Origin of the sequence: Halomonas ventosae (assembly GCF_004363555.1) — a bacterium.
In the GTDB taxonomy this organism is placed as follows: domain Bacteria; phylum Pseudomonadota; class Gammaproteobacteria; order Pseudomonadales; family Halomonadaceae; genus Halomonas; species Halomonas ventosae.
Map to the genome: position 1 here is coordinate 106,193 of NZ_SNZJ01000009.1, position 17,999 is coordinate 124,191.

Annotated in this window: 17 protein-coding genes; 7 read left to right on the top strand and 10 right to left on the bottom strand. The window is 69.6% G+C overall.

The features are described from left to right. Positions 1-19: 19 nt before the first annotated feature. Positions 20-1,093 carry a tartrate dehydrogenase gene (locus DFP85_RS09650; RefSeq protein ID WP_133636071.1) on the bottom strand — a complete coding sequence of 358 codons (1,074 nt, stop codon included), beginning with the start codon at positions 1,091-1,093 and terminating at the stop codon, positions 20-22. Positions 1,094-1,200: 107 nt separating this feature from the next. Here DFP85_RS09650 and DFP85_RS09655 point away from each other — a divergent pair, with 107 nt between their 5' ends. After that, positions 1,201-2,151, top strand: coding sequence for a LysR family transcriptional regulator (locus DFP85_RS09655; protein ID WP_133636072.1), 951 nt, complete (start codon positions 1,201-1,203; stop codon positions 2,149-2,151). Next, positions 2,148-3,476, top strand: coding sequence for a glycosyltransferase (locus tag DFP85_RS09660; RefSeq protein ID WP_133636073.1), 1,329 nt, complete (start codon positions 2,148-2,150; stop codon positions 3,474-3,476). Before DFP85_RS09655 ends, DFP85_RS09660 begins: the two co-directional genes overlap by 4 nt. A 6-nt stretch (positions 3,477-3,482) precedes the next feature. Here DFP85_RS09660 and DFP85_RS09665 read toward each other — a convergent pair whose 3' ends face one another. Then, positions 3,483-4,163: a TVP38/TMEM64 family protein gene (locus DFP85_RS09665; protein ID WP_133636074.1), complete on the bottom strand. Its 681-nt coding sequence runs from the start codon at positions 4,161-4,163 to the stop codon at positions 3,483-3,485. A gap of 252 nt (positions 4,164-4,415) precedes the next feature. Here DFP85_RS09665 and DFP85_RS09670 point away from each other — a divergent pair, with 252 nt between their 5' ends. Genes DFP85_RS09670 through DFP85_RS09685 form a run of 4 tightly spaced genes read left to right on the top strand, consistent with a single transcriptional unit; the run spans position 4,416 to position 8,857 of the window. Further along, positions 4,416-4,880 (top strand): (2Fe-2S)-binding protein, encoded by a 465-nt coding sequence (locus tag DFP85_RS09670; RefSeq protein ID WP_133636075.1) that lies wholly within the window; start codon positions 4,416-4,418, stop codon positions 4,878-4,880. Next, positions 4,877-7,210 carry a xanthine dehydrogenase family protein molybdopterin-binding subunit gene (locus tag DFP85_RS09675; protein ID WP_133636076.1) on the top strand — a complete coding sequence of 778 codons (2,334 nt, stop codon included), beginning with the start codon at positions 4,877-4,879 and terminating at the stop codon, positions 7,208-7,210. The genes DFP85_RS09670 and DFP85_RS09675 overlap by 4 nt, the downstream gene beginning before the upstream one ends. Positions 7,211-7,212: 2 nt before the next feature. Beyond that, positions 7,213-8,193, top strand: a complete 981-nt coding sequence (locus DFP85_RS09680; RefSeq protein WP_133636077.1) for an XdhC family protein — start codon at positions 7,213-7,215, stop codon at positions 8,191-8,193. Next, the gene (locus DFP85_RS09685) at positions 8,180-8,857 is read left to right on the top strand and encodes a nucleotidyltransferase family protein (protein ID WP_243737258.1); all 678 of its coding nucleotides are present in this window, start codon (positions 8,180-8,182) and stop codon (positions 8,855-8,857) included. Before DFP85_RS09680 ends, DFP85_RS09685 begins: the two co-directional genes overlap by 14 nt. A gap of 19 nt (positions 8,858-8,876) precedes the next feature. Here the strand turns inward: DFP85_RS09685 and DFP85_RS09690 are convergent, their stop codons facing one another. After that, on the bottom strand, positions 8,877-10,052 hold the full coding sequence (locus DFP85_RS09690) for a TauD/TfdA family dioxygenase (protein WP_133636078.1): 1,176 nt from the start codon (positions 10,050-10,052) through the stop codon (positions 8,877-8,879). A 116-nt stretch (positions 10,053-10,168) separates the two neighbouring features. On the opposite strand from DFP85_RS09690, the gene DFP85_RS09695 reads away from it, so the two are divergent. Beyond that, positions 10,169-11,047, top strand: coding sequence for a LysR family transcriptional regulator (locus tag DFP85_RS09695; RefSeq protein ID WP_133636079.1), 879 nt, complete (start codon positions 10,169-10,171; stop codon positions 11,045-11,047). On the opposite strand, the gene DFP85_RS09700 is transcribed toward DFP85_RS09695, so the two are convergent. The 7 genes from DFP85_RS09700 to glcE all read right to left on the bottom strand — a co-directional run bounded on the left by DFP85_RS09700 (position 10,984) and on the right by glcE (position 17,998). Next, positions 10,984-11,847, bottom strand: coding sequence for a M90 family metallopeptidase (locus DFP85_RS09700; RefSeq protein ID WP_133636080.1), 864 nt, complete (start codon positions 11,845-11,847; stop codon positions 10,984-10,986). The genes DFP85_RS09695 and DFP85_RS09700 overlap by 64 nt on opposite strands. Before the next feature lie 4 nt (positions 11,848-11,851). Continuing rightward, positions 11,852-13,423 carry a bifunctional GNAT family N-acetyltransferase/carbon-nitrogen hydrolase family protein gene (locus DFP85_RS09705; RefSeq protein WP_133636081.1) on the bottom strand — a complete coding sequence of 524 codons (1,572 nt, stop codon included), beginning with the start codon at positions 13,421-13,423 and terminating at the stop codon, positions 11,852-11,854. A 55-nt stretch (positions 13,424-13,478) separates the two neighbouring features. Then, a complete protein-coding gene (locus DFP85_RS09710) occupies positions 13,479-14,399 on the bottom strand; it encodes a DMT family transporter (protein ID WP_133636082.1) in 921 nt (306 codons plus the stop codon). Positions 14,400-14,489: 90 nt separating this feature from the next. Continuing rightward, positions 14,490-14,756 (bottom strand): DksA/TraR family C4-type zinc finger protein, encoded by a 267-nt coding sequence (locus tag DFP85_RS09715; protein ID WP_133636083.1) that lies wholly within the window; start codon positions 14,754-14,756, stop codon positions 14,490-14,492. 156 nt (positions 14,757-14,912) lie between these two features. Then, entirely contained in the window at positions 14,913-15,314 is a 402-nt protein-coding gene (locus DFP85_RS09720) for a GlcG/HbpS family heme-binding protein (protein ID WP_133636084.1), read from the bottom strand. 334 nt (positions 15,315-15,648) lie between these two features. Further along, a complete protein-coding gene (gene glcF / locus DFP85_RS09725; RefSeq protein ID WP_133636085.1) occupies positions 15,649-16,893 on the bottom strand; it encodes a glycolate oxidase subunit GlcF in 1,245 nt (414 codons plus the stop codon). Between the two features lies 1 nt (position 16,894). Next, positions 16,895-17,998, bottom strand: coding sequence for a glycolate oxidase subunit GlcE (gene glcE / locus DFP85_RS09730; RefSeq protein ID WP_133636086.1), 1,104 nt, complete (start codon positions 17,996-17,998; stop codon positions 16,895-16,897). Position 17,999 lies beyond the last annotated feature (1 nt).

A 17,999-nucleotide genomic window follows, 5' to 3' on the forward strand; every position in this document is an offset into this window, starting at 1 on the left:
CCGAGCTGTCGGGGGAGAATCAGCCGGCGATGCGCTCGGCGATGGCGCGGCCCATGGCCTCGGTGGTGCCCTGTCCGCCGAGGTCCGGCGTCAGTACCGCCTTGTCGCCCTCGGCGAGCACCGCCTCGAAGGCATCGACGATGGCCTGGCCGGCCGCTGGGTGGCCCAGGTGCTCGAGCATCATCGCCGCGGACCAGACCTGGCCGATGGGATTGGCGATGCCCTTGCCGGCGATGTCCGGGGCGCTGCCGTGGACCGGCTCGAAGAGGCTCGGGAAGAGGCCGTCCGGGTTGATGTTGGCCGACGGGGCCACGCCGATGGTGCCGGTGCAGGCCGGTCCCAGGTCGGAGAGGATGTCGCCGAACAGGTTGCTGGCCACCACCACGTCGAACCAGTCGGGATGCATCACGAAGTTGGCGGTGAGGATGTCGATATGGAACTGGTCCACCGACACCTCGGGGTAGTTCACGCCCATCGCCTTCACGCGCTCGTCCCACCAGGGCATGGTGATGGCGATGCCGTTGGACTTGGTGGCCGAGGTGAGCTTCTTGCGCGGGCGTGACTGGGCCAGCTCATAGGCGTACTTCAGCACCCGGTCGACCCCGGTGCGGGTCATCACGGTCTCCTGGATCACCACCTCGCGCTCGGTGCCCTCGAACATCTTGCCGCCGACGCTGGAATACTCGCCCTCGGTGTTCTCTCGCACCACGTAGAAGTCGATATCGCCGGGTTCACGGTCCGCCAACGGACTCTTCACGCCGGGCAGCAGCTTGCAGGGGCGCAGGTTGACGTACTGGTCGAAGCGACGACGGAACTGCAGCAGGGAGCCCCACAGGGAGATGTGGTCGGGTACGGTCTCCGGCCAGCCCACGGCACCGTAGAAGATGGCATCGGCGTCCTTGAGCTGCTCGAACCAGTCGTCGGGCAGCATCTGGCCGTGCTCGGCGTAGTAGTCGCAGCTGGCGAAGTCGAAGTGCTCGAGCGTCAGGTCGATGCCGAAGCGCGCGGCGGCGGCCTCGAGGGCGCGCAGCCCCTCGGGCATCACCTCCTTGCCGATGCCGTCGCCGGGAATGACGGCGATGCGATGGGTCATGGAACTCCTCCTGGGATGCATGGGTCGTGCCTGCAGTCTAGACCTGCACGGAGGAAAGATAATCGCGGTACCATTCAACTCATTGTTGAACGAGAGTGGAGAATGGCATGACGCCCCTCGATGACCTGGCCTTCTTCCGCCGCCTGGCCCATGCCGGCAGTCTTACCGCTACCGCCCGGGAACTGGGCCTGTCGCTGTCGGCGGTGAGCAAGCGCCTCAAGCAGCTCGAGGCCCGGCTGGGCGTCGAGCTGGCCAGCCGCACCACCCGGCGCCTGGCGCTGACCGCCGAGGGCGAGCGCTACCTGGCACGGGGCGGGATGATCCTCGAGGAGCTCAGCGAGCTCGAGGAGTCCCTCGGCGAGCATCGTGCCGAGCTCTCCGGCCCGCTACGGGTCAACGCCACCTTCGGCTTCGGCCGCCGCCACGTGGCCCCGCTGCTCTCTGCCTTCTGCCGGGACCATCCCGGCATCGAGGCGAGCCTCGAGCTCTCCGGCTTCCCGCTGAGCCTGGGCGACCAGGCCTTCGACATCGGCATCCGCGTCGGCGAGCCGCCGGACTCCCGGCTGGTGGCCCGCCGGATCCTGGCCAACCGTCGCGTGCTCTGCGCCGCCCCCGCCCGGCTGGCGGCCCTGCCGCCGCTGCGCTCGCCGGCGGACCTCTCGGGACAGGCGTGCCTGCTGCTGCGCGAGAACGACAGCGACTTCGCGGTGTGGCGCTTCCAGCGCCGCGACGACCCCGCGGTGGAACAGGCGGTGAAGGTGGCTGGGCCACTGGCCAGCAATGACGGCGAGGTGGTCATGCGGCTGGCGCTGGACGGGCACGGCATCGCGCTGCGCTCTTGGTGGGACGTGCACGACCACCTGGCCCGCGGTCGCCTGGTCGAGCTGCTGCCCGACTGGCAGGGGGTGCGCGCCGACTTCCACGCCGTCTATCGCCAGCACCGGCACGTGCCGGCGCGCATCCGCGCCTTCGTCGCCTATCTTGAACAGGAGATGGCCAGCCGGGTGCCTACCCGGCAGAATGGCGCCACCGCCAGCCGAGGAGCCCTGTTGCCGTGAATGTGCTGATGTTCACCAATACCTACCTGCCCATCGTCGGCGGGGTCAGCGAGTCGGTGCAGCGCCTCAAGCACCAGCTGCAGGCCGCCGGCCACCGGGTGCTGGTGGTGGCGCCGCGCCTGGAGGGGCAGCCCCGGGAGGAGCGCGACGTGGTGCGGGTGGTGGCGGTGCAGCACTTCAACGGCAGCGACTTCTCGTTGCCGGTGCCGATCCCCGGCCAGCTCCATGAGGCGATCGAGGCCTTCGAACCCGATATCGTCCATGCCCACCACCCCTTCCTGCTGGGCGACACGGCCGCCCGGGCGGCGGAGACCTACGGTCTGCCCCTGGTCTTCACTCATCACACCCTCTACGAGCACTACACCCATTACGTGCCCGGTGACTCGCCGCGCATGCAGCGCTTCGCGGTGGCGCTCGCCACCCAGTACACCTGGCTGTGCGACGAGGTGATCGCGCCCAGCGAGAGCATCCAGGACCTGCTGCGCCGGCGCGAGGCCAATCCCCGCATCAGCGTGGTGCCGAGCGGCGTGGATACCGCGCGGTTTGCCGTCGGGGACAGGGCGCACTGGCGCCACCGCCTCGGCATTCCCGAGGCCGCCTACGTGATTGGCCACCTGGGGCGCCTGGCGCTGGAGAAGAACCTGGCGTTCCTGGCCGGGGCGGTAGCGGAGGCGCTGGTCCGCGCGCCCGGGGCCCACTTCCTGGTGGTGGGCGAGGGCGAGGCCCGCGGCGACATCCAGGCCATCGCCGAAGCCCGGGGCGTGGCGGGGCGCCTGCATTTCACCGGTCGCCTGCATGGGCAGGCGCTGATCGATGCCTATCATGCCATGGACGTCTTCGCCTTCGCCTCCCACAGCGAGACCCAGGGGATGGTGGTGGCCGAGGCCATGGCGGCCGGCCTGCCCGTGGTGGCCATCGAGGCCCCCGGGGTGCGCGAGGTGGTGGTCGACGGCCGCAACGGCCGACTGCTCGCCGCGGATGACCTGGACGCCATGGCCGAGGCGCTGGCCGCCCTGACGGACCCTGGTGTCCGCCTGCCGCTGGCCGAGGCCGCACTGGAGACCGCCGCCGAGTACGACGAGCCACGCTGTGCCGAGCGGTGCCTGGCGGTCTATCGCCGCGCCATCGCCCGGGGCGGCCCCTTCACCCACGCCGACGAGGGCGGCTGGGAGCGGGTGCGTCACCGGCTGGGCGCCGAGTGGCAGATGCTTCGCCATCGTGGCCGCCTGTTGCGCCATCTGGTGCAGGAGGAGTGGGAGCAGGACCGGCCCGCCTGGTGGCCCGGCCACCGGACACAGGACGAGAGCGAGGTGCCGCGCAAGTAGTTTCCGTCAGCGGGTGCGGCGGCGCCGGACCGACCAGGCCTTGAGGCCCGCCAGCAGGGCGATCCCCGCCAGCAGGCCGCCGGCGGCCCAGAGCAGGTCGCCGCGGCTCTCGGCAGTGGCCAGCTCGCCCAGCTGGCTGCCCAGCAGGGTGACCCCGGCCAGCCCCGGCGCGATGCCCAGCAACGAGCCGATCATGTAGTCGCGAAAGCGCAGACGGAAGGCCCCGGCCATCATGTTGGTCAGGGTGAAGGGCGCCAGCGGCAGCAGGTTGACCAGGGTCATGGTGCGGATACCGCGCCCCGAGAGGTAGCGCGAGACACCGCGCAGGTGCCGGCCGCCGTGGCGCATCAGCGCCTCGCGGCCCAGCCGACGGCCCACCCACCAGGTCAGCACCGAGGCGGCGAGGGTTCCCGCCAGGGCATGGGCGAAGCCCCACCAGGGGCCGAACAGCAGCCCGGTCAGCGCCACCAGCAGGCTGAGCGGGAACATCACCAGCGACGCCCCGGCGTAGACGGCCATCACCACCAGCACCGCCCAGGGGGCGTCGCGCCAGGCCAGGGACCCCTGGACCAGGCCCTGCAGCGTGGCGACGGTGAGCAGCTCCTCGCTGGCCAGCCACTGCCAGCCCATGGCCAGGCCGGCGAGCAGGATGAGGGCGATCAGCGGAAGCAGGAGCGGACGGGGCATGCGAGCGAGCGCCTTGGCTGCTGGGGGAAGGCTACCGCTGTGGGTAGTCGTCCGGGATCAGGTGGCAAGGTTGAGGTGCCGGTCATCGAGAGAGCATGAAGCGTCGATGCCCGCTCAACATGAAACGCCCAGCCTAACATGCCTCGCGGCACTTCCTGCGCCCGGGTCCGCTGGTTGCGAAATGCCCCTGAGCGGTTAAGGTCACTCCATGGCGTTCGCCTGCGCCGTTCCCCATCACCGAGGAGAGACACCATGGTCACCTTGACGATCAACGGCAGCGAGCATGAGCTCGATGTGCCCGACAACATGCCGCTGCTGTGGGCACTGCGTGACGTGGCGGGCCTGAAGGGCACCAAGTTCGGCTGCGGCATCGCCGAGTGCGGTGCCTGTACCGTGCACCTGGACGGCGAGGCTACCCGCTCCTGCGTGACGCCGGTCTCCGCTGTCCAGGGTCGCCAGGTGACCACCATCGAGGCCATGGCCGACGATGCCGTGGGCCAGCGCGTGCAGCAGGCCTGGCTGGATCTCGGCGTGGCCCAGTGCGGGTACTGCCAGGGTGGCCAGATCATGAACGCCACGGCACTGCTCAAGAGAACGCCTCGACCGGACACCCGGGAAATCGTCGATGCCATGGCCGGCAACCTGTGCCGCTGTGGTACCTACAACCGGATCCTGGCGGCCATCGAACGCGCCGCAGGCAAGGAGGTCAGCTCATGAGCCGGTCAGCCGATACACTGCTGCTCGCCAACGTCAGCCGCCGCGGTCTCCTGAAGGGGCTGGCCGGGGGCTCGGCTCTCCTGCTGGCAGCCCGCTGGGACCTGGGGCTGGCCAATGAACAGGCTCAGTTCGGGGCCGGCGCCATGCCCGGTGGCTGGGTGGACAATCCGAACGTTTTCATTCACATCGATTCCGACGGTCTGGTCACCATCGTCAACAACCGTGCCGAGATGGGCCAGGGCATCCGCACGAGTCTGGTGATGGTGGCCGCCGACGAGCTGGGCGCGGACTGGGATCAGGTCCGGGCCGAGCAGGCGAATGCGGACCAGGACAGGTACGGCAACCAGAATACCGATGGCTCCCGCAGCATGCGTCACTGGTATCAGCCCATGCGACGTGCGGCCGCCGCCGCCAGGCTGATGCTCGAGCAGGCGGCGGCCAACCGGTGGGATGTCCCCGTTCACGAGGTGCGGGCCGGGATCCACAAGGTGGTGCACTCCGCCTCGGGCCGGGAGCTCGGTTTCGGAGAGCTGGCGGAGTCGGCGAGGGAGCTGGATGTGCCGGGCAGGGATGCCCTGGTGCTGAAATCCGACAGCGAACTGCGCTTCATCGGCAAGGAGTCGGGCCTGATCAATGGCGAGCTGAAATCCGCCTATCCCAAGGCCATTGACGGTGAGGACATTGTCACCGGCAGGGCCGTATTCGGCGCAGATGTGGATCTGGAGGACACCCTCTACGCGGTCGTGGCTCGTCCACCCGTCTACGGCGCCAAGGTGAAAAGCGTCGATGACAGCGAGGCGCTCAATGTCACCGGTGTCAGGAAGGTGATCCCCATTGAAGGCACGGGGCAGCCCGCCGCCTTCAACCCGCTGGGTGGCGTTGCCGTGGTGGCCTCCAACACCTGGGCCGCCATGGAGGGGCGCAGGGCCCTGAAGATCGAGTGGGACAGGGCTGCCGCCGGGGACAATGCCGATTACACCTCCGATGCCTACCGGGAATCACTGGAGAAGGCCGCGCAATCCCCCGGCAAGGTCATTCGCCAGTCCGGCGATGCCGAGGCCGCCCTGGAAGCCGCCGACAGGCGGGTATCTGCTACCTACTACATGCCCCACATGGCACAGGCCCCCATGGAGCCGCCGGTGGCGGTGGTGAGGATCAGGGATGGCAAGGCGGAGGCCTGGGCGCCGGTCCAGAACCCCAGGGCGACCCGTGAGGGCATCGCGGGACTGCTGGAGATGGACCTGGAGGACGTCACCGTCCACCAGACCCTGCTGGGCGGCGGTTTCGGGCGCAAGTCGAAGCCGGATTTCGTGATGGAGGCGGCTCGAGTGGCCAGGGAGTTCGAGGGACAGCCCATCAAGCTGCAGTGGTCCCGGGAAGACGATATCCAGCATGCCTACTTCCACGCCGTCTCCGTCGATCATCTCGAAGCCGGCCTCGACGCCGATGGCAAGGCGACCAGCTGGCGTCACCGGACCCTGTCGCCCAGCATCGCCTCCCTGTTTGCCCCGGACCCCAGGCACAAGGGGGAATTCGAGCTGGGCATGGGCTTCAATACCATGCCGTTCAGTATTCCTGCCATCCGGCTGGAGAATCCGCCGGCGCCGGCCCATGTCCGCATCGGCTGGTTCCGCTCGGTCTACAACCTGCCCCATGCCTGGGCCATCCAGAGCTTCGCCCATGAGATGGCCGTGGCGGCCGGGAAGGACCATCGGGACTTCGTGCTGGACCTGCTGGGGCCGGACCGGGAAGTGCATAACCTGACCGTGGGTGACGGCTGGAATTACGGCGAGGATCCGGAACTCTATCCGATCGATGTGGCCCGCATGCGCCGCGTCATCGAGCGGGCCACCGAAGAGGCCGGCTGGGGGCGCGAGACCGGGAAGGGGCGAGGCCTGGGCCTGGCCTTTCATCACAGCTTCGTCTCCTACACCGCCATCGTCTTTGACGTGGAGGTGAGTGAGGCGGGCGAACTGACCATTCACCGGGCGGACATTGCCTTCGACTGCGGGCCTCAGGCCAATCCGGAGCGAATCCGGTCACAGATGGAGGGCTCCTGCGTGATGGGCATCGGTATTGCCCTGCAGAGCGAGGTGACCTTCGAGGATGGCGTGGCCCAGCAGGATAACTTCGACAGCTATCTGATCCCCCGGATGCCGAACGCGCCCAGGGTCGTGCGCGTCCACCTGATCGACAACCCGAACGACGCCATGGGTGGGGTGGGTGAACCCGGCCTCCCACCCGTCGCGCCGGCCCTGTGCAATGCCATCTTCGCCGCCACCGGCAAGCGCATCCGCCGCCTGCCGGTCGGCGACCAACTGGCGAGCTGAGGATGCGCCATCTCGACCTGCAGGTGGTCGACCAGGCACTGGCCTGGCTGCGCGAGGGTCGACGGATCTGGCTCTGCACGGTGCTTGCCACCTTCGGCTCCTCGCCCCGCGAGCCGGGCTCGCTGCTGGTGGCAAGGAGTGACGGCAGGCATGTCGGCTCGCTCTCCGGGGGCTGTGTCGAGGAGGACTTCCTCGCCCGCCTGCGCGACGGCGAGTTCGATGCGGGCCTGCAGACCCTGCGCTACGGCGACCCCGAGGGGCCGGGCGGTCCGCGCATCCGCCTGCCCTGTGGCGGCATGCTCGATGTGCTGATCGAGCCCCTGGCACCCGATGCCGCCACCCTGACCCACCTGGAGGTGATTCAGGCGACCCTGCTCGGCCAGCGACCCCTGATGCGCCGGGTCGACCTGGCCAGCGGCCGGGTGCATTTCGTCGAGGATGACGGCCTGGGACCTCGTGTCGTTCAGGATCGCGGGGCAGGGAGGGTGAGCCTGCGCATCGGTCCCGCGGCGCGTCTGATTCTCGCCGGCCTCTCGCCGGTGGCCGATGCCTGCGCCGAATTCGCGCGCACCCTGGGCTTCGAGGTGATCGCCTGCGATCCCCGCGAGGAGGCACGGGCGGAATTTCGCGTCGAGGGCGTCGAGGTGCAGTCGGTACTGCCCTCCCTCTTCATCGCCTCGGGCGCCTGCCATGCCGCCACCGCGGTGGTGGCGCTGACCCATGACCCGCGCATCGATGACCTGGCGATGATCGAGGCGGTGCGCACCCCGGCCTTCTATATCGGCGTGATGGGATCGCAACGGACCTCCGCAGCGCGTGCCGAGCGCCTGCGCCGCTCGGGCGGCCTGAGCGAGGAGGAGATGGCGCGGATCCACATGCCGATCGGCCTGGCGCTGGGCAGCAAGACGCCGGCCGAGATCGCCCTGGCAGTGATGGCCGACATCGTCCGCGTGCAGCGGGGGCGCTCCCGTGAGTCCCTCTGAGACAGCGCCCCCCATTCGCGAGAGGCCGCTGGCTCGGGTCGTGGCCCTGGTGATGGCGGCCGGGCGCTCACGCCGTTTCGGCGCCGCCGACAAGCGCCGGGCGCGCCTGGCCGATGGTCGCACCCTGCTGGCGAGTGCCGTCGAGCGGGCCGCCGGGGCCTTCGACGACTGCTATGTGGTGTTGCGCGAGGACGACGATCCCGAGGCACTCGGCCTCTCGCCCGACATCTGCCTGATACGTGCCGTGAACGCCGACCTGGGGCTGGGCAGCAGCCTGGCCGATGCCGTCGGCGCGCTGGAGGTGTTTGCCGCCCCGGTGGCGGTCGCGGTGCTGCTGGGCGACATGCCGGACATCGCCCCGGCCACGCTGGTTGCGCTGGGCCGAGCGGCCCGTCGGGACACCATCCTCCGTCCGGTCCAGGGTGGACGGCCTGGCCATCCGGTGCTGTTCGGCCGGGCGCTATGGCCCGAGCTTGCCGCGCTGCGGGGCGACCGGGGGGCTCGCGAGGTGGTGCGCCGGCATGCCTCGCAGCTTCACCTGATCCCTGTCGAGGACCCGGGTATCCACCGGGATGTGGATACGCCCGGTGATCTCGATGCCTGGCAGGGGACTGGCCGGCCCGCAGGGAGCGAGCCAGGGAGCAAGCGAGGCGTTGTGCCATGATCACCCCGCCTCCGGTGACTCAGGGCTGGCGCGCCAGCACCCGCAGCCGCGACTCGAGCATGTCGCGGTCGAGATAGGTGCCCTGCAGGTGGCGCCGCCCGCTGTCGGGGTCGAAGGCGCCGCGGCCGTGCAGCACGCGGCGATTGTCGAAGGCGACCATCTCGCCCGGGGCCAGGCTGAACGCGAACCGGTGGCGAGGCTCGTGCAGCAGCGTCCAGAAGCGGTGGTAGGCGGCGTACCAGGCGTCGATGTTTTCCGCCGGCAGGCGCAGGGTGTCGCGGATCCAGTTGTTGAAACGCACCTCCACCACGCGACCGTCCGTGTCGCAGCTCAGGATCGGCGCACGCACGGCGATGTCCTGCTCCTCGTCCTGGAAGCGGAAGTCGATGGGCGTCTCGCAGAGCAGGCGAAAGGCCTGCGGGTCCTCGCGGCGCAGGGCCTCGGCGACCCGGTAGCCATCGGCGAACAGTGACTCGCCGCCCTCGGCGTCGTTCTCCAGGCAGTAGAGCAGCTGGATATCCGGCGGCTGGCGCCAGTTCGGGAGGTCGGTGTGCAGTGCCAGGCCGATGGCGGTATAGGCGGCGTTGTTGGGGTTGGGCTTGGAGCGGACATCGAAGCGGGCGCCGAAGTTGGTCGAACGCAGCGGGCCGATGCGCCGGGCCAGGCGGCTCACCTCCTCGTCGGCCACTGGCCCGTGTTCGAGCAGCACCAGGCCGTCGCGCAGCAGGGCCTCGAGCCAGGCCCGCTCGCCCTCGACGGAGCCGGTGAAGGCCGCGTGGTCGACCCGCCCGGGGCGAAAGCCCTCGGGCCAGATGTGCGGCGCGGGCAGTGTCGTGGCCGCATCCCCGCCGGGGCGACGCTGGTGGAGCCAGCCGCCGTCGAAGCGGCTCTCGTGCCCGTCCTCCCATACCAGGTGCAGGTGGCCGGCCTCGACGCGGGCCTCCCGGGGGCGGGCGATGGCCGGCTGCGGCAGGACGAGGCGCTCGCGGGTCTGGGCATGGCGGCAGGCGCGGCAGGCACAGTGGTCGCGCAGCCAGAGCCAGGGCAGGCGGGCCTGCTCGCCATCCTCCCAGGCCAGCGTGATCCCCGTTTCGCCGGCCTGGCCATCGTGCAGCCGCGGGGCCTGGGCGTAGGGGTCCAACTCGTGCATCTCCACCGGTGCGGCGGTGGTGGCCTGTGGGGCAGTGGCGTCCATCCGGTCCTCCTCGGGAATGTCAGGTTGACGGATGCCGAGGGTGACGCCTGGCTCGACGGCTGACAAACGATTAATCTGGCCCCTATGACCAAGCCAAGCTTATGGGTAGCTTTTTCATGAGTGCCCTGCCTCCGCTGACCTGGCTGCAGGCCTTCGAGGCAGCCGCGCGGACCCTGAGCTTCACGGCCGCCGGCCGCGAACTGGGGGTGACCCAGGCGGCCATCAGCCAGCGCATCCGGCTGCTCGAGGACCGATTGGGGCAGAAGCTCTTCGTGCGTCACCCGCGAAGCCTCACGCTCACGCCGGCGGGCCAGGCCTGGCTGCCCAGCATCCACGAGGGATTCGCGCGCATCGGCGAGGGCACCCGAGAGGTCTTCGGCAGCGCACCGGCACGTTCGGTCACCCTGCGCACCACGCCGGTCATCCAGCAGAACTGGCTGGCGCCCCGGTTGCTGGCCTTCCATCGTGCCCACCCGGCGATCGCCGTGCGGCTGGTCAGTGCCATCTGGACCGACGAGTTCGGCCCAGAGGGGGCGGATATCGAGATCCGCTACGGGCGTGGCGGCTGGTCGGGCGTGGAGGCGCTGTCGCTGGGTGCCGAGCACCTGCTGCCGGTGTGTGCCCCGGCGGTGGCACGCGGCCTGGCGGCACCCGCCGACCTGGCGGGCGTGACCCTGCTGCATGCGGCAGGCTTCGCCGTGGGCTGGCCGAGCTGGCTGGAACGGGCCGGGGTGGCCGGCCTCGAGTCGCGCTCTCCGGCGCTGACCTGCGACAACCAGGTGATGACCCTGGCACTGGCCAGCCTGGGAGGTGGGGTGGCGCTGACCCATCGCCGCCTGTTCGAGGGGCGTGATGACCTGGTCGCGCCATTCGACCTTGCCGTGCCCACCGACGAGCGCTTCTGGCTGGTGCGCTCGACCCGCGGCCAGCGTCAGGAGGAGGCGTCGCTGCTGTGGTCGTGGCTCTGTCGCGAGGTAGACGCCGACCCGGGGTGAGCCGCCGGGGGGCAGCGCGCCAGGGTGTCCTGGCGGAAGTAGCGCGCGAGCAGCGCATGGAGCTCGGGATAGGCGGCGTGCAGCACGTCCGGGGCGGTGAAGAAGTGTTCGCAGCAGACCGCGAAGCACTCGCCGGGGTGGGTCGCCGCATAGTCGTCGATCGGCGTCGGCTCGCCGTGCGCCAGGCGCGACTGCAGGTCCTCCCAGACGCCCATGAAGACCCGGTGCCACTCCCTCGGGTCGATCTCCCGGGGCAGTGGCGGAAAGCCGTCAACGTCCAGGGAGTTGCCCAGGTCGAGCTTGTGGGCCAGCTCGTGGATCAGCACGTTGAAGCCCGAGAAGTCGCCGCTCTCCATCAGGTCGGGAAAGGAGACCACCACCGGCCCCTGGGAGGAGGTCTCGCCGGCGCGCTCGTCGACGTACTCGTGGACCACGCCGGCCTCGTCCATCTCCTCCACCCGGCGCCGGAAGGCCTCGGGCAGGATCAGGATCTCGTGGACGTTGGCAAAGGCCTCGTGGTGCTCGTCCTCCTCCCAGCCCAGGGTCAGCAGGCAGGCCTGGGCCGCCAGGGCCAGCCGGGCGGGCGGGTCGAAGTCGGTGGTCTCGGCGAGCTCGGGGTGCAGGCTCAGGCGCTTGTCATGCACGAACCGCCAGGCGCGATGACCGAGCCGCTCGGCCAGCTCGTCGGGCAGGGCGGCGAGCAGTGGCAGTCGTTCCCGGGCCTCGCGCCAGGTCTGCTCGGGAAAGGGGTGGCGCTGCTCGAAGCGCCGGCCCCCCAGGCGCATCAGCCGGCCGAGCATGGCGTCAGCTCTCCTCCAGGTTGGCCCCGGACTTCCAGGACCAGTCCCTCCAGCGCAGGTCGAAGAGGTCCTTGCGGCGATCCTTGAGGTTGGTCACCGAGCCCTCGGCCCGCACCACGGTCAGCCGGGTCAGATCGAGGTCCGAGAACATGATCATCTCGGTGTTGGGCGTGGTCTCCGAGAGCACGGCATCGTGGGGGAAGGCGAAGTCCGAAGGCGAGAAGACCGACGACTGGGCGTACTGGATCTCCATGTTCTCGACGGAGGGCACGTTGCCGACGCTGCCGCACAGCACCACGTAGCACTCGTTCTCGATGGCCCGCGCCTGGGCGCAGTGGCGCACCCGCAGGTAGCCGTTCTTGGTGTCGGTCCAGAAGGGCACGAAGAGGATGTCCATCTCCTGGTCGGCGAGCAGCCGCGAGAGTTCGGGAAATTCCACGTCGTAGCAGATCTGGATGCCCACCCGGCCGGCATCGGTCTGGAACACCAGCAGCTCGTCGCCGCCCTCGATCACCCAGTCGCGGCGCTCCTGGGGGGTGATGTGCAGCTTGGCCTGGCGCTCGATGGTGCCGTCGCGATGGCACAGGTAGGCGATGTTGTAGAGGAGGTCGTCCTCGCCCACCTCGATCATCGAGCCGGCGACGATGTTGATGTTGTAGGAGACCGCCATGCGCGACAGCTCGGTCTTGAACTGGTCGGTGAAGCCGGCCAGGAAGCGGATGGCGGCCATCTGGTCCTGCTGGGCGGCGCGGTCCTGCAGCCCCATCAGCGGGGCGTTGAACAGCTCCGGGAAGACCGCGAAGTCGCTCTGGTAGTCGGCCAGGGCATCGACGAAGTACTCCACCTGCTGCAGTACCGACTCCACCGAGTCGAACTCGCGCATCTGCCACTGCACGGCGCCGACGCGGACCTGGGTGGGACGGTTCTCCAGCACCCGTTCCGCCGGCTCGAAGAGGATGTTGTTCCACTCCAGCAGGGTGGCATAGCCCTGGGACTTCTCGTCCTCCGGCAGGTACTTGCGCAGCAGGCGCTTGACCTGGAAGTCGTTGGCCAGCTGGAAGGAGAGAATGGGGTCGTGGATCTCCTTGCGCGCCACCTTGTCGAGGTACTCGGCCGGGGAGAGCTCGTGGGCATGCTCGTGGTACTGGGGGATCCGCCCGCCGGCGAGGATCGAGCGCAGGTTCATGGAGCGGCACAGCTCCTTGCGCGCCTCGTAGAGCCGCCGGCCCAGCCGGTAGCCGCGATAGTCCGGATGGATCAGCACGTCGAGCCCGTACATGGCGTCGCCATCGGGGTCGTTGAGGATGGTCTCGCGCTTGCCGATCAGGTCGTCGTAGCGGTGGGGGTTGGAGAAGGTGTCGTAGTCCACCAGCGCAGTCAGGGCCACGCCGACGATGGTCTCGTCATCCTCGATGACGATCTGGCCGTCGGGGAATTCCGTGATCAGCTTGTCGATGGTGGCCTTGGGCCAGGCCCCGCCGATGTCGTGATAGACCCGGTCCATCAGGGTCTTGAGCTGCGGGTAGTCGTCCGGGGTGAGGTTGCGCAGGTTGAGGTGCAGGTCGTCGAGGGACATGGCGCGTCCTTCCTTCCTTCGGGTCAGGGGGCAGTCTCGCTGCAGTCTACCATGCTCAGCGCGGGCCCCGGTCGAGGCGCGTCGCCCGCGGCGTGAGCCGTCCCAGCGGGCGGGTGAGGGTCTGGGCCATGATCACGCCCACCAGCACCAGGGCCCCGCCGGCGAGGTGGTAGGCGGCGATCCGCTCGCCGAGGAAGGCCATGGCGATCAGGGCGCTGAACACCGGCATCAGGTTGATGAAGATGCTGGCCTGGCTGGCGCCGATCTGGCGGATGGCCCGCATCCACAGGAAGGTGGTGATGATCGAGGCGGGAATGCCCGCATAGAGGATCAGCCAGACGTTGTGGCCATCCACCGGTGTCATGGGGCCGATCAGGTAGCCGGGCAGCAGGAAGAGGGTGGCGAAGGCCGCCTGGAGGTAGAGCACCACCCAGGGCGGCATGTCCAGGGGCCAGCGCTTGAGCATCACCCCGTAGAGGGCATAGCAGGTGGCGGCCACCACCATCAGCAGGTCACCCAGGGCCACCTCCAGTTCGAGCAGCGACAGCGGGTCGCCGTGCCCCAGCAGGATCGACACCCCGGCCAGCGCCAGTATCCCGCCCAGGGTGCCGCCGAGACTCGGCGCCTCGCGCAGGATCAGCGCACTGAGCAGCACGGTCAGCAGCGGCACCATGGCCGCCAGGATGCCCATGTTGGTGGCCGAGGTGGTCTCGGCGGCCACATAGGCCAGCCCCTGCCACATGGCCATGCCCAGCAGCCCCAGCAGAGCGAGCTTCGGCCAGTGGCGGCGGATGGCGTCGCGATGGCGCAAGGCCACGGGCAGCACGAAGGGGGTCAGTACCGCCAGCGCCAGCACCCAGCGCAGGAAGGCGATGCTGCTCGGGGCGATGCTGCCCACGGTGAGCTGGTTGATGGTCATGTTGCCCGACCAGATCAGCACGGCGCCGAGCGGGGGCAGGAAGGTGAGCAGTGGCATACAGGTTCCCTGAACATGAAGCGGCCCCGCATATCGGGGCCGTGATTGCCGGTGTCTCGAGGGCGGACAAGCCCTTGGCCTCCAGGAGCGTCAGCGCAGCTGGCTGTCCTTGCTGCCGCGGCGATTGTAGCCGCTGTGCCCCGAGGGGCGCCTGTCGCGCTCGGCCTGGCAGGTGACACAGAAGCGCACCCCCCGGATCGCCTCGCGGCGCGCCTGGGGGATGGGGTCCCCGCACTCATCGCAGCGCTCGGCGCTCTCGCCGTCCGGCAGCTGCCGGCGCGAGCGTGCCAGGGCATCCTCGACGGTGCTGTCGATCTGCTCCTGGACGGCACCATCCTTCGACCATCCTCCCGCCATGAGCTCCTCCTCGCGCCTGAGGCGTCGGCCCGACCGGATATCGTCCCAGTCTGGACCACTCCCGGGATCAGTTCCATGCCCACGCGTCTCGGGCGGCCCTGCCATCAGAAAGGCCCCGCAAGGGCGGGGCCTGGTCGCGGGCAGGGCGCGAGGTGCTCAGCCGATGGCGGCGACGCCGGCCTTGGCGATCTGGACGTCCTGGTCCGGCTTGACGCCGGAGATGCCGACGCTGCCGGCCACCTGGCCCTCGACGAGCACCGGGACACCGCCGGCCAGCAGGGCCTGCATGGGGGCCGTCACGAAGGCGGTCCGGCCATTGTTGATCATGTCCTCGAAGACCTGGGTCTCCTTGCGCCCGATGGCGGCGTTGCGCGCCTTCTCGGTGGCGACGTCGGCGCTGAAGGGCGGGGCACCGTCGAGGCGACGCAGGCCGAGGAGGTGGCCGCCATCGTCGGCCACGGCCAAGGTCACGGCCCAGCCGTTGGCCTGGGCTTCCTGCTGGGCGGCGTCGAGGATGGCGTTGACGTCATCCAGGGTCAGTACGGGCTTGGTCTGCATGGTGTTCTCCTTAGGGGGCTAGTGTCTTGTCGACGTTCTCGATCCAGTGCCTCACCGGGGTGCGGTTGGCTCCGGCCAGGCGGGTCTGGCAGCTGAATGATTGAGCGCCGTGACGATCGTTCATGCCAGTGCCTCGTCGACGATCTCGATCCAGTGCCGGACCGGGGTGCGGTTGGCCCCGGCCAGGTGGGTCTGGCAGCTGAATGATTGAGCGCCGTGACGATCGTTCATGCCAGTGCCTCGTCGACGATCTCGATCCAGTGACTCACCGGGGTGCGGTTGGCCCCGGCCAGGTGGGTCTGGCAGCTGAATGATTGAGCGCCGTGACGATCGTTCATGCCAGTGCCTCGTCGACGATCTCGATCCAGTGCCTCACCGGGGTGCGGTTGGCCCCGGCCAGGTGGGTCTGGCAGCCGATATTGGCCGTGACGATCACCTCCGGATTGCCGGCCTCGAGATTGTCGAGCTTGTTGTCGCGCAGCTGGGTGGCGAGTTCCGGCTGGGTGACAGAGTAGGTGCCCGCCGAGCCGCAGCAGAGGTGGGCGTCCTGCACCGGGGTGAGGGCGAAGCCGAGCCGGCCGAGCACCTGGTCCACGGCGCCGCCGAGCTTCTGGGCGTGCTGCAGGGTGCAGGGGCAGTGGAAGGCGAGCCGGCGGCGCTCCTTCACCTCGAGGCCGGTGAGGTCCTCGTCGCGCAGCACCTCCACCAGGTCCCGGGCCAGCGCGCTGATGCGCTCGGCCTTGTGGGCATAGTCGGGGTCGTCGGCGAGCATCTCGCCATACTCCTTGACGAAGGCACCGCAGCCGCTGGCGGTCTGAACTATTGCTTCAACCCCGGCCTCGCCCTCTTTCTCGATATGGGGCCACCAGGCGTCGATGTTGGCGCGCATGCGCGTGCGGCCGGCTTCCTGAGCATTGAGGTGGAAGTCGATGGCACCGCAGCAGCCGGCTTCCGGGGCCGGGGTCAGGCCGATGCCCAGACGATCCAGTACCCGGGCAGTGGCGGCGTTGGTGTTGGGCGAGAGCCCGGGCTGCACGCAGCCCTCGAGAATGAGCATCTGGCGCGGGTGTCGCTTGCCCTCGGGGCGCGCGCCCGCATCCACCGGCGCCGGAGGCATCTTGTCCCTGAGGGTGCCCGGCACCAGCGGTCGGAAGGTCTGGCCCAGCTTGAGCAGCGCCTTGAAGCGTGCGGGCTCCACCAGGGCCTTGCGCAGCCCGAAGCGCAGCGTGCGCTCGGGCAGCGAGCGGGGCACGCGCCGCTCGATCTCGGCACGGCCGATATTGACCAGCTTGTGGTACTCCACCCCGGAGGGGCAGGTGGTCTCGCAGTTGAGGCAGGTGAGGCAGCGGTCGAGGTGCAGCCGCGTCTCCTCGGTGACCTGGGTGTCGTCTTCCGGGCTCTCGAGCATCTCCTTCATCAGGTAGATGCGCCCGCGCGGACCGTCGCGCTCGTCACCCAGCAGCTGGTAGGTGGGACAGGTGGCATTGCAGAAGCCGCAGTGCACGCAGCTGCGCAGGACGCGATCGGCCTCGCGGATATGGGGCTTCTTGAGGTCTTCCTCGGTAAAGTGCGTCTGCATCTCAGAGCTCCGCGTAGAGTCGGCCCGGGTTGAAGATGCCCTTCGGATCCAGCTGGGCCTTCAGGTTTCGATGGTACTTGGCCACCACCGGTTCCAGCGGCATGAAGGGGTCGGGCTGGCCCGGTCCCTGGCGGGACCCCAGGCAGGTGGCGTGGCCGCCGGCGCGGGCGCAGGCCTCGCGGATGGTGTCGGCGGGCAGGTCGCTGCGCAGCCAGCGCTGGGTGCCGGCCCAGTCGTGGAGCATGTCCGCTTCCTGGACGCCGGAAAGCGCCAGCGAGGGCGTGTTGTGGGGCAGCGAGAGGCGCCACAGGGCGCGGGCGTCGTCCCGGGAGAAGAAGTCCAGCGTCTGCTCGCGAAGCGCCGTCCAGAACTCCGTGTCCAGCTCGTCGCCGCCGAGGCGCTCGCGGGTGGCGGCGACCGAGCTGGGCCCGCCCTCCAGGCGCAGGTGCAGGGCGCCGGCGTGCCAGGCGGCGGCGGTGATGGGCAGCGGGTGGCGCCCCCACTCGGCGAGCTTCGCCTGGGCGTCGGCCAGCGGCATCTCGAGGCGCAGGCTGTGGCTGGCGCCGGGTCGGGGCAGCACCTTGAGCGAGACCTCGGTGATCAGCCCCAAGGTTCCCTGGGCGCCCACCATCAGCCGCGACAGGTCGTACCCGGCGACGTTCTTCATCACCTCGCCGCCGAAGCGCTGCTGGTGTCCCTCGTGGGTGATCACCCGGGTGCCCAGCACGAAGTCGCGCACGCTGCCGGCCCAGGGCCGGCGGGGGCCGGAGAGGCCGGTGGCGACCATGCCGCCCACGGTGGCAGCCGCGCCGAAGTGGGGCGGCTCGCAGCCGAGCATCTGGCCGTTCTCGGCCAGGGTGGCTTCGAGCTCGGCCAGCGGCGTGCCGCTGCGCACCGAGACGATCAGTTCCACCGGGTCGTAGTAGGTGATCCCGCGGTGCTCGCGGGTGGACAGGGTCTCGCCGTCGACGGGGCGGCCGTAGAAGGCCTTGGTATCACCGCCGACGATGCGCAGCGGACTGCCCTCGGCCGTGGCGCGGCGAATGCGTTCGGCGAGGGCCTCGCTGACGTCCTGGTCGGTCGGTTGGGGGCGTGTCTCCACCATG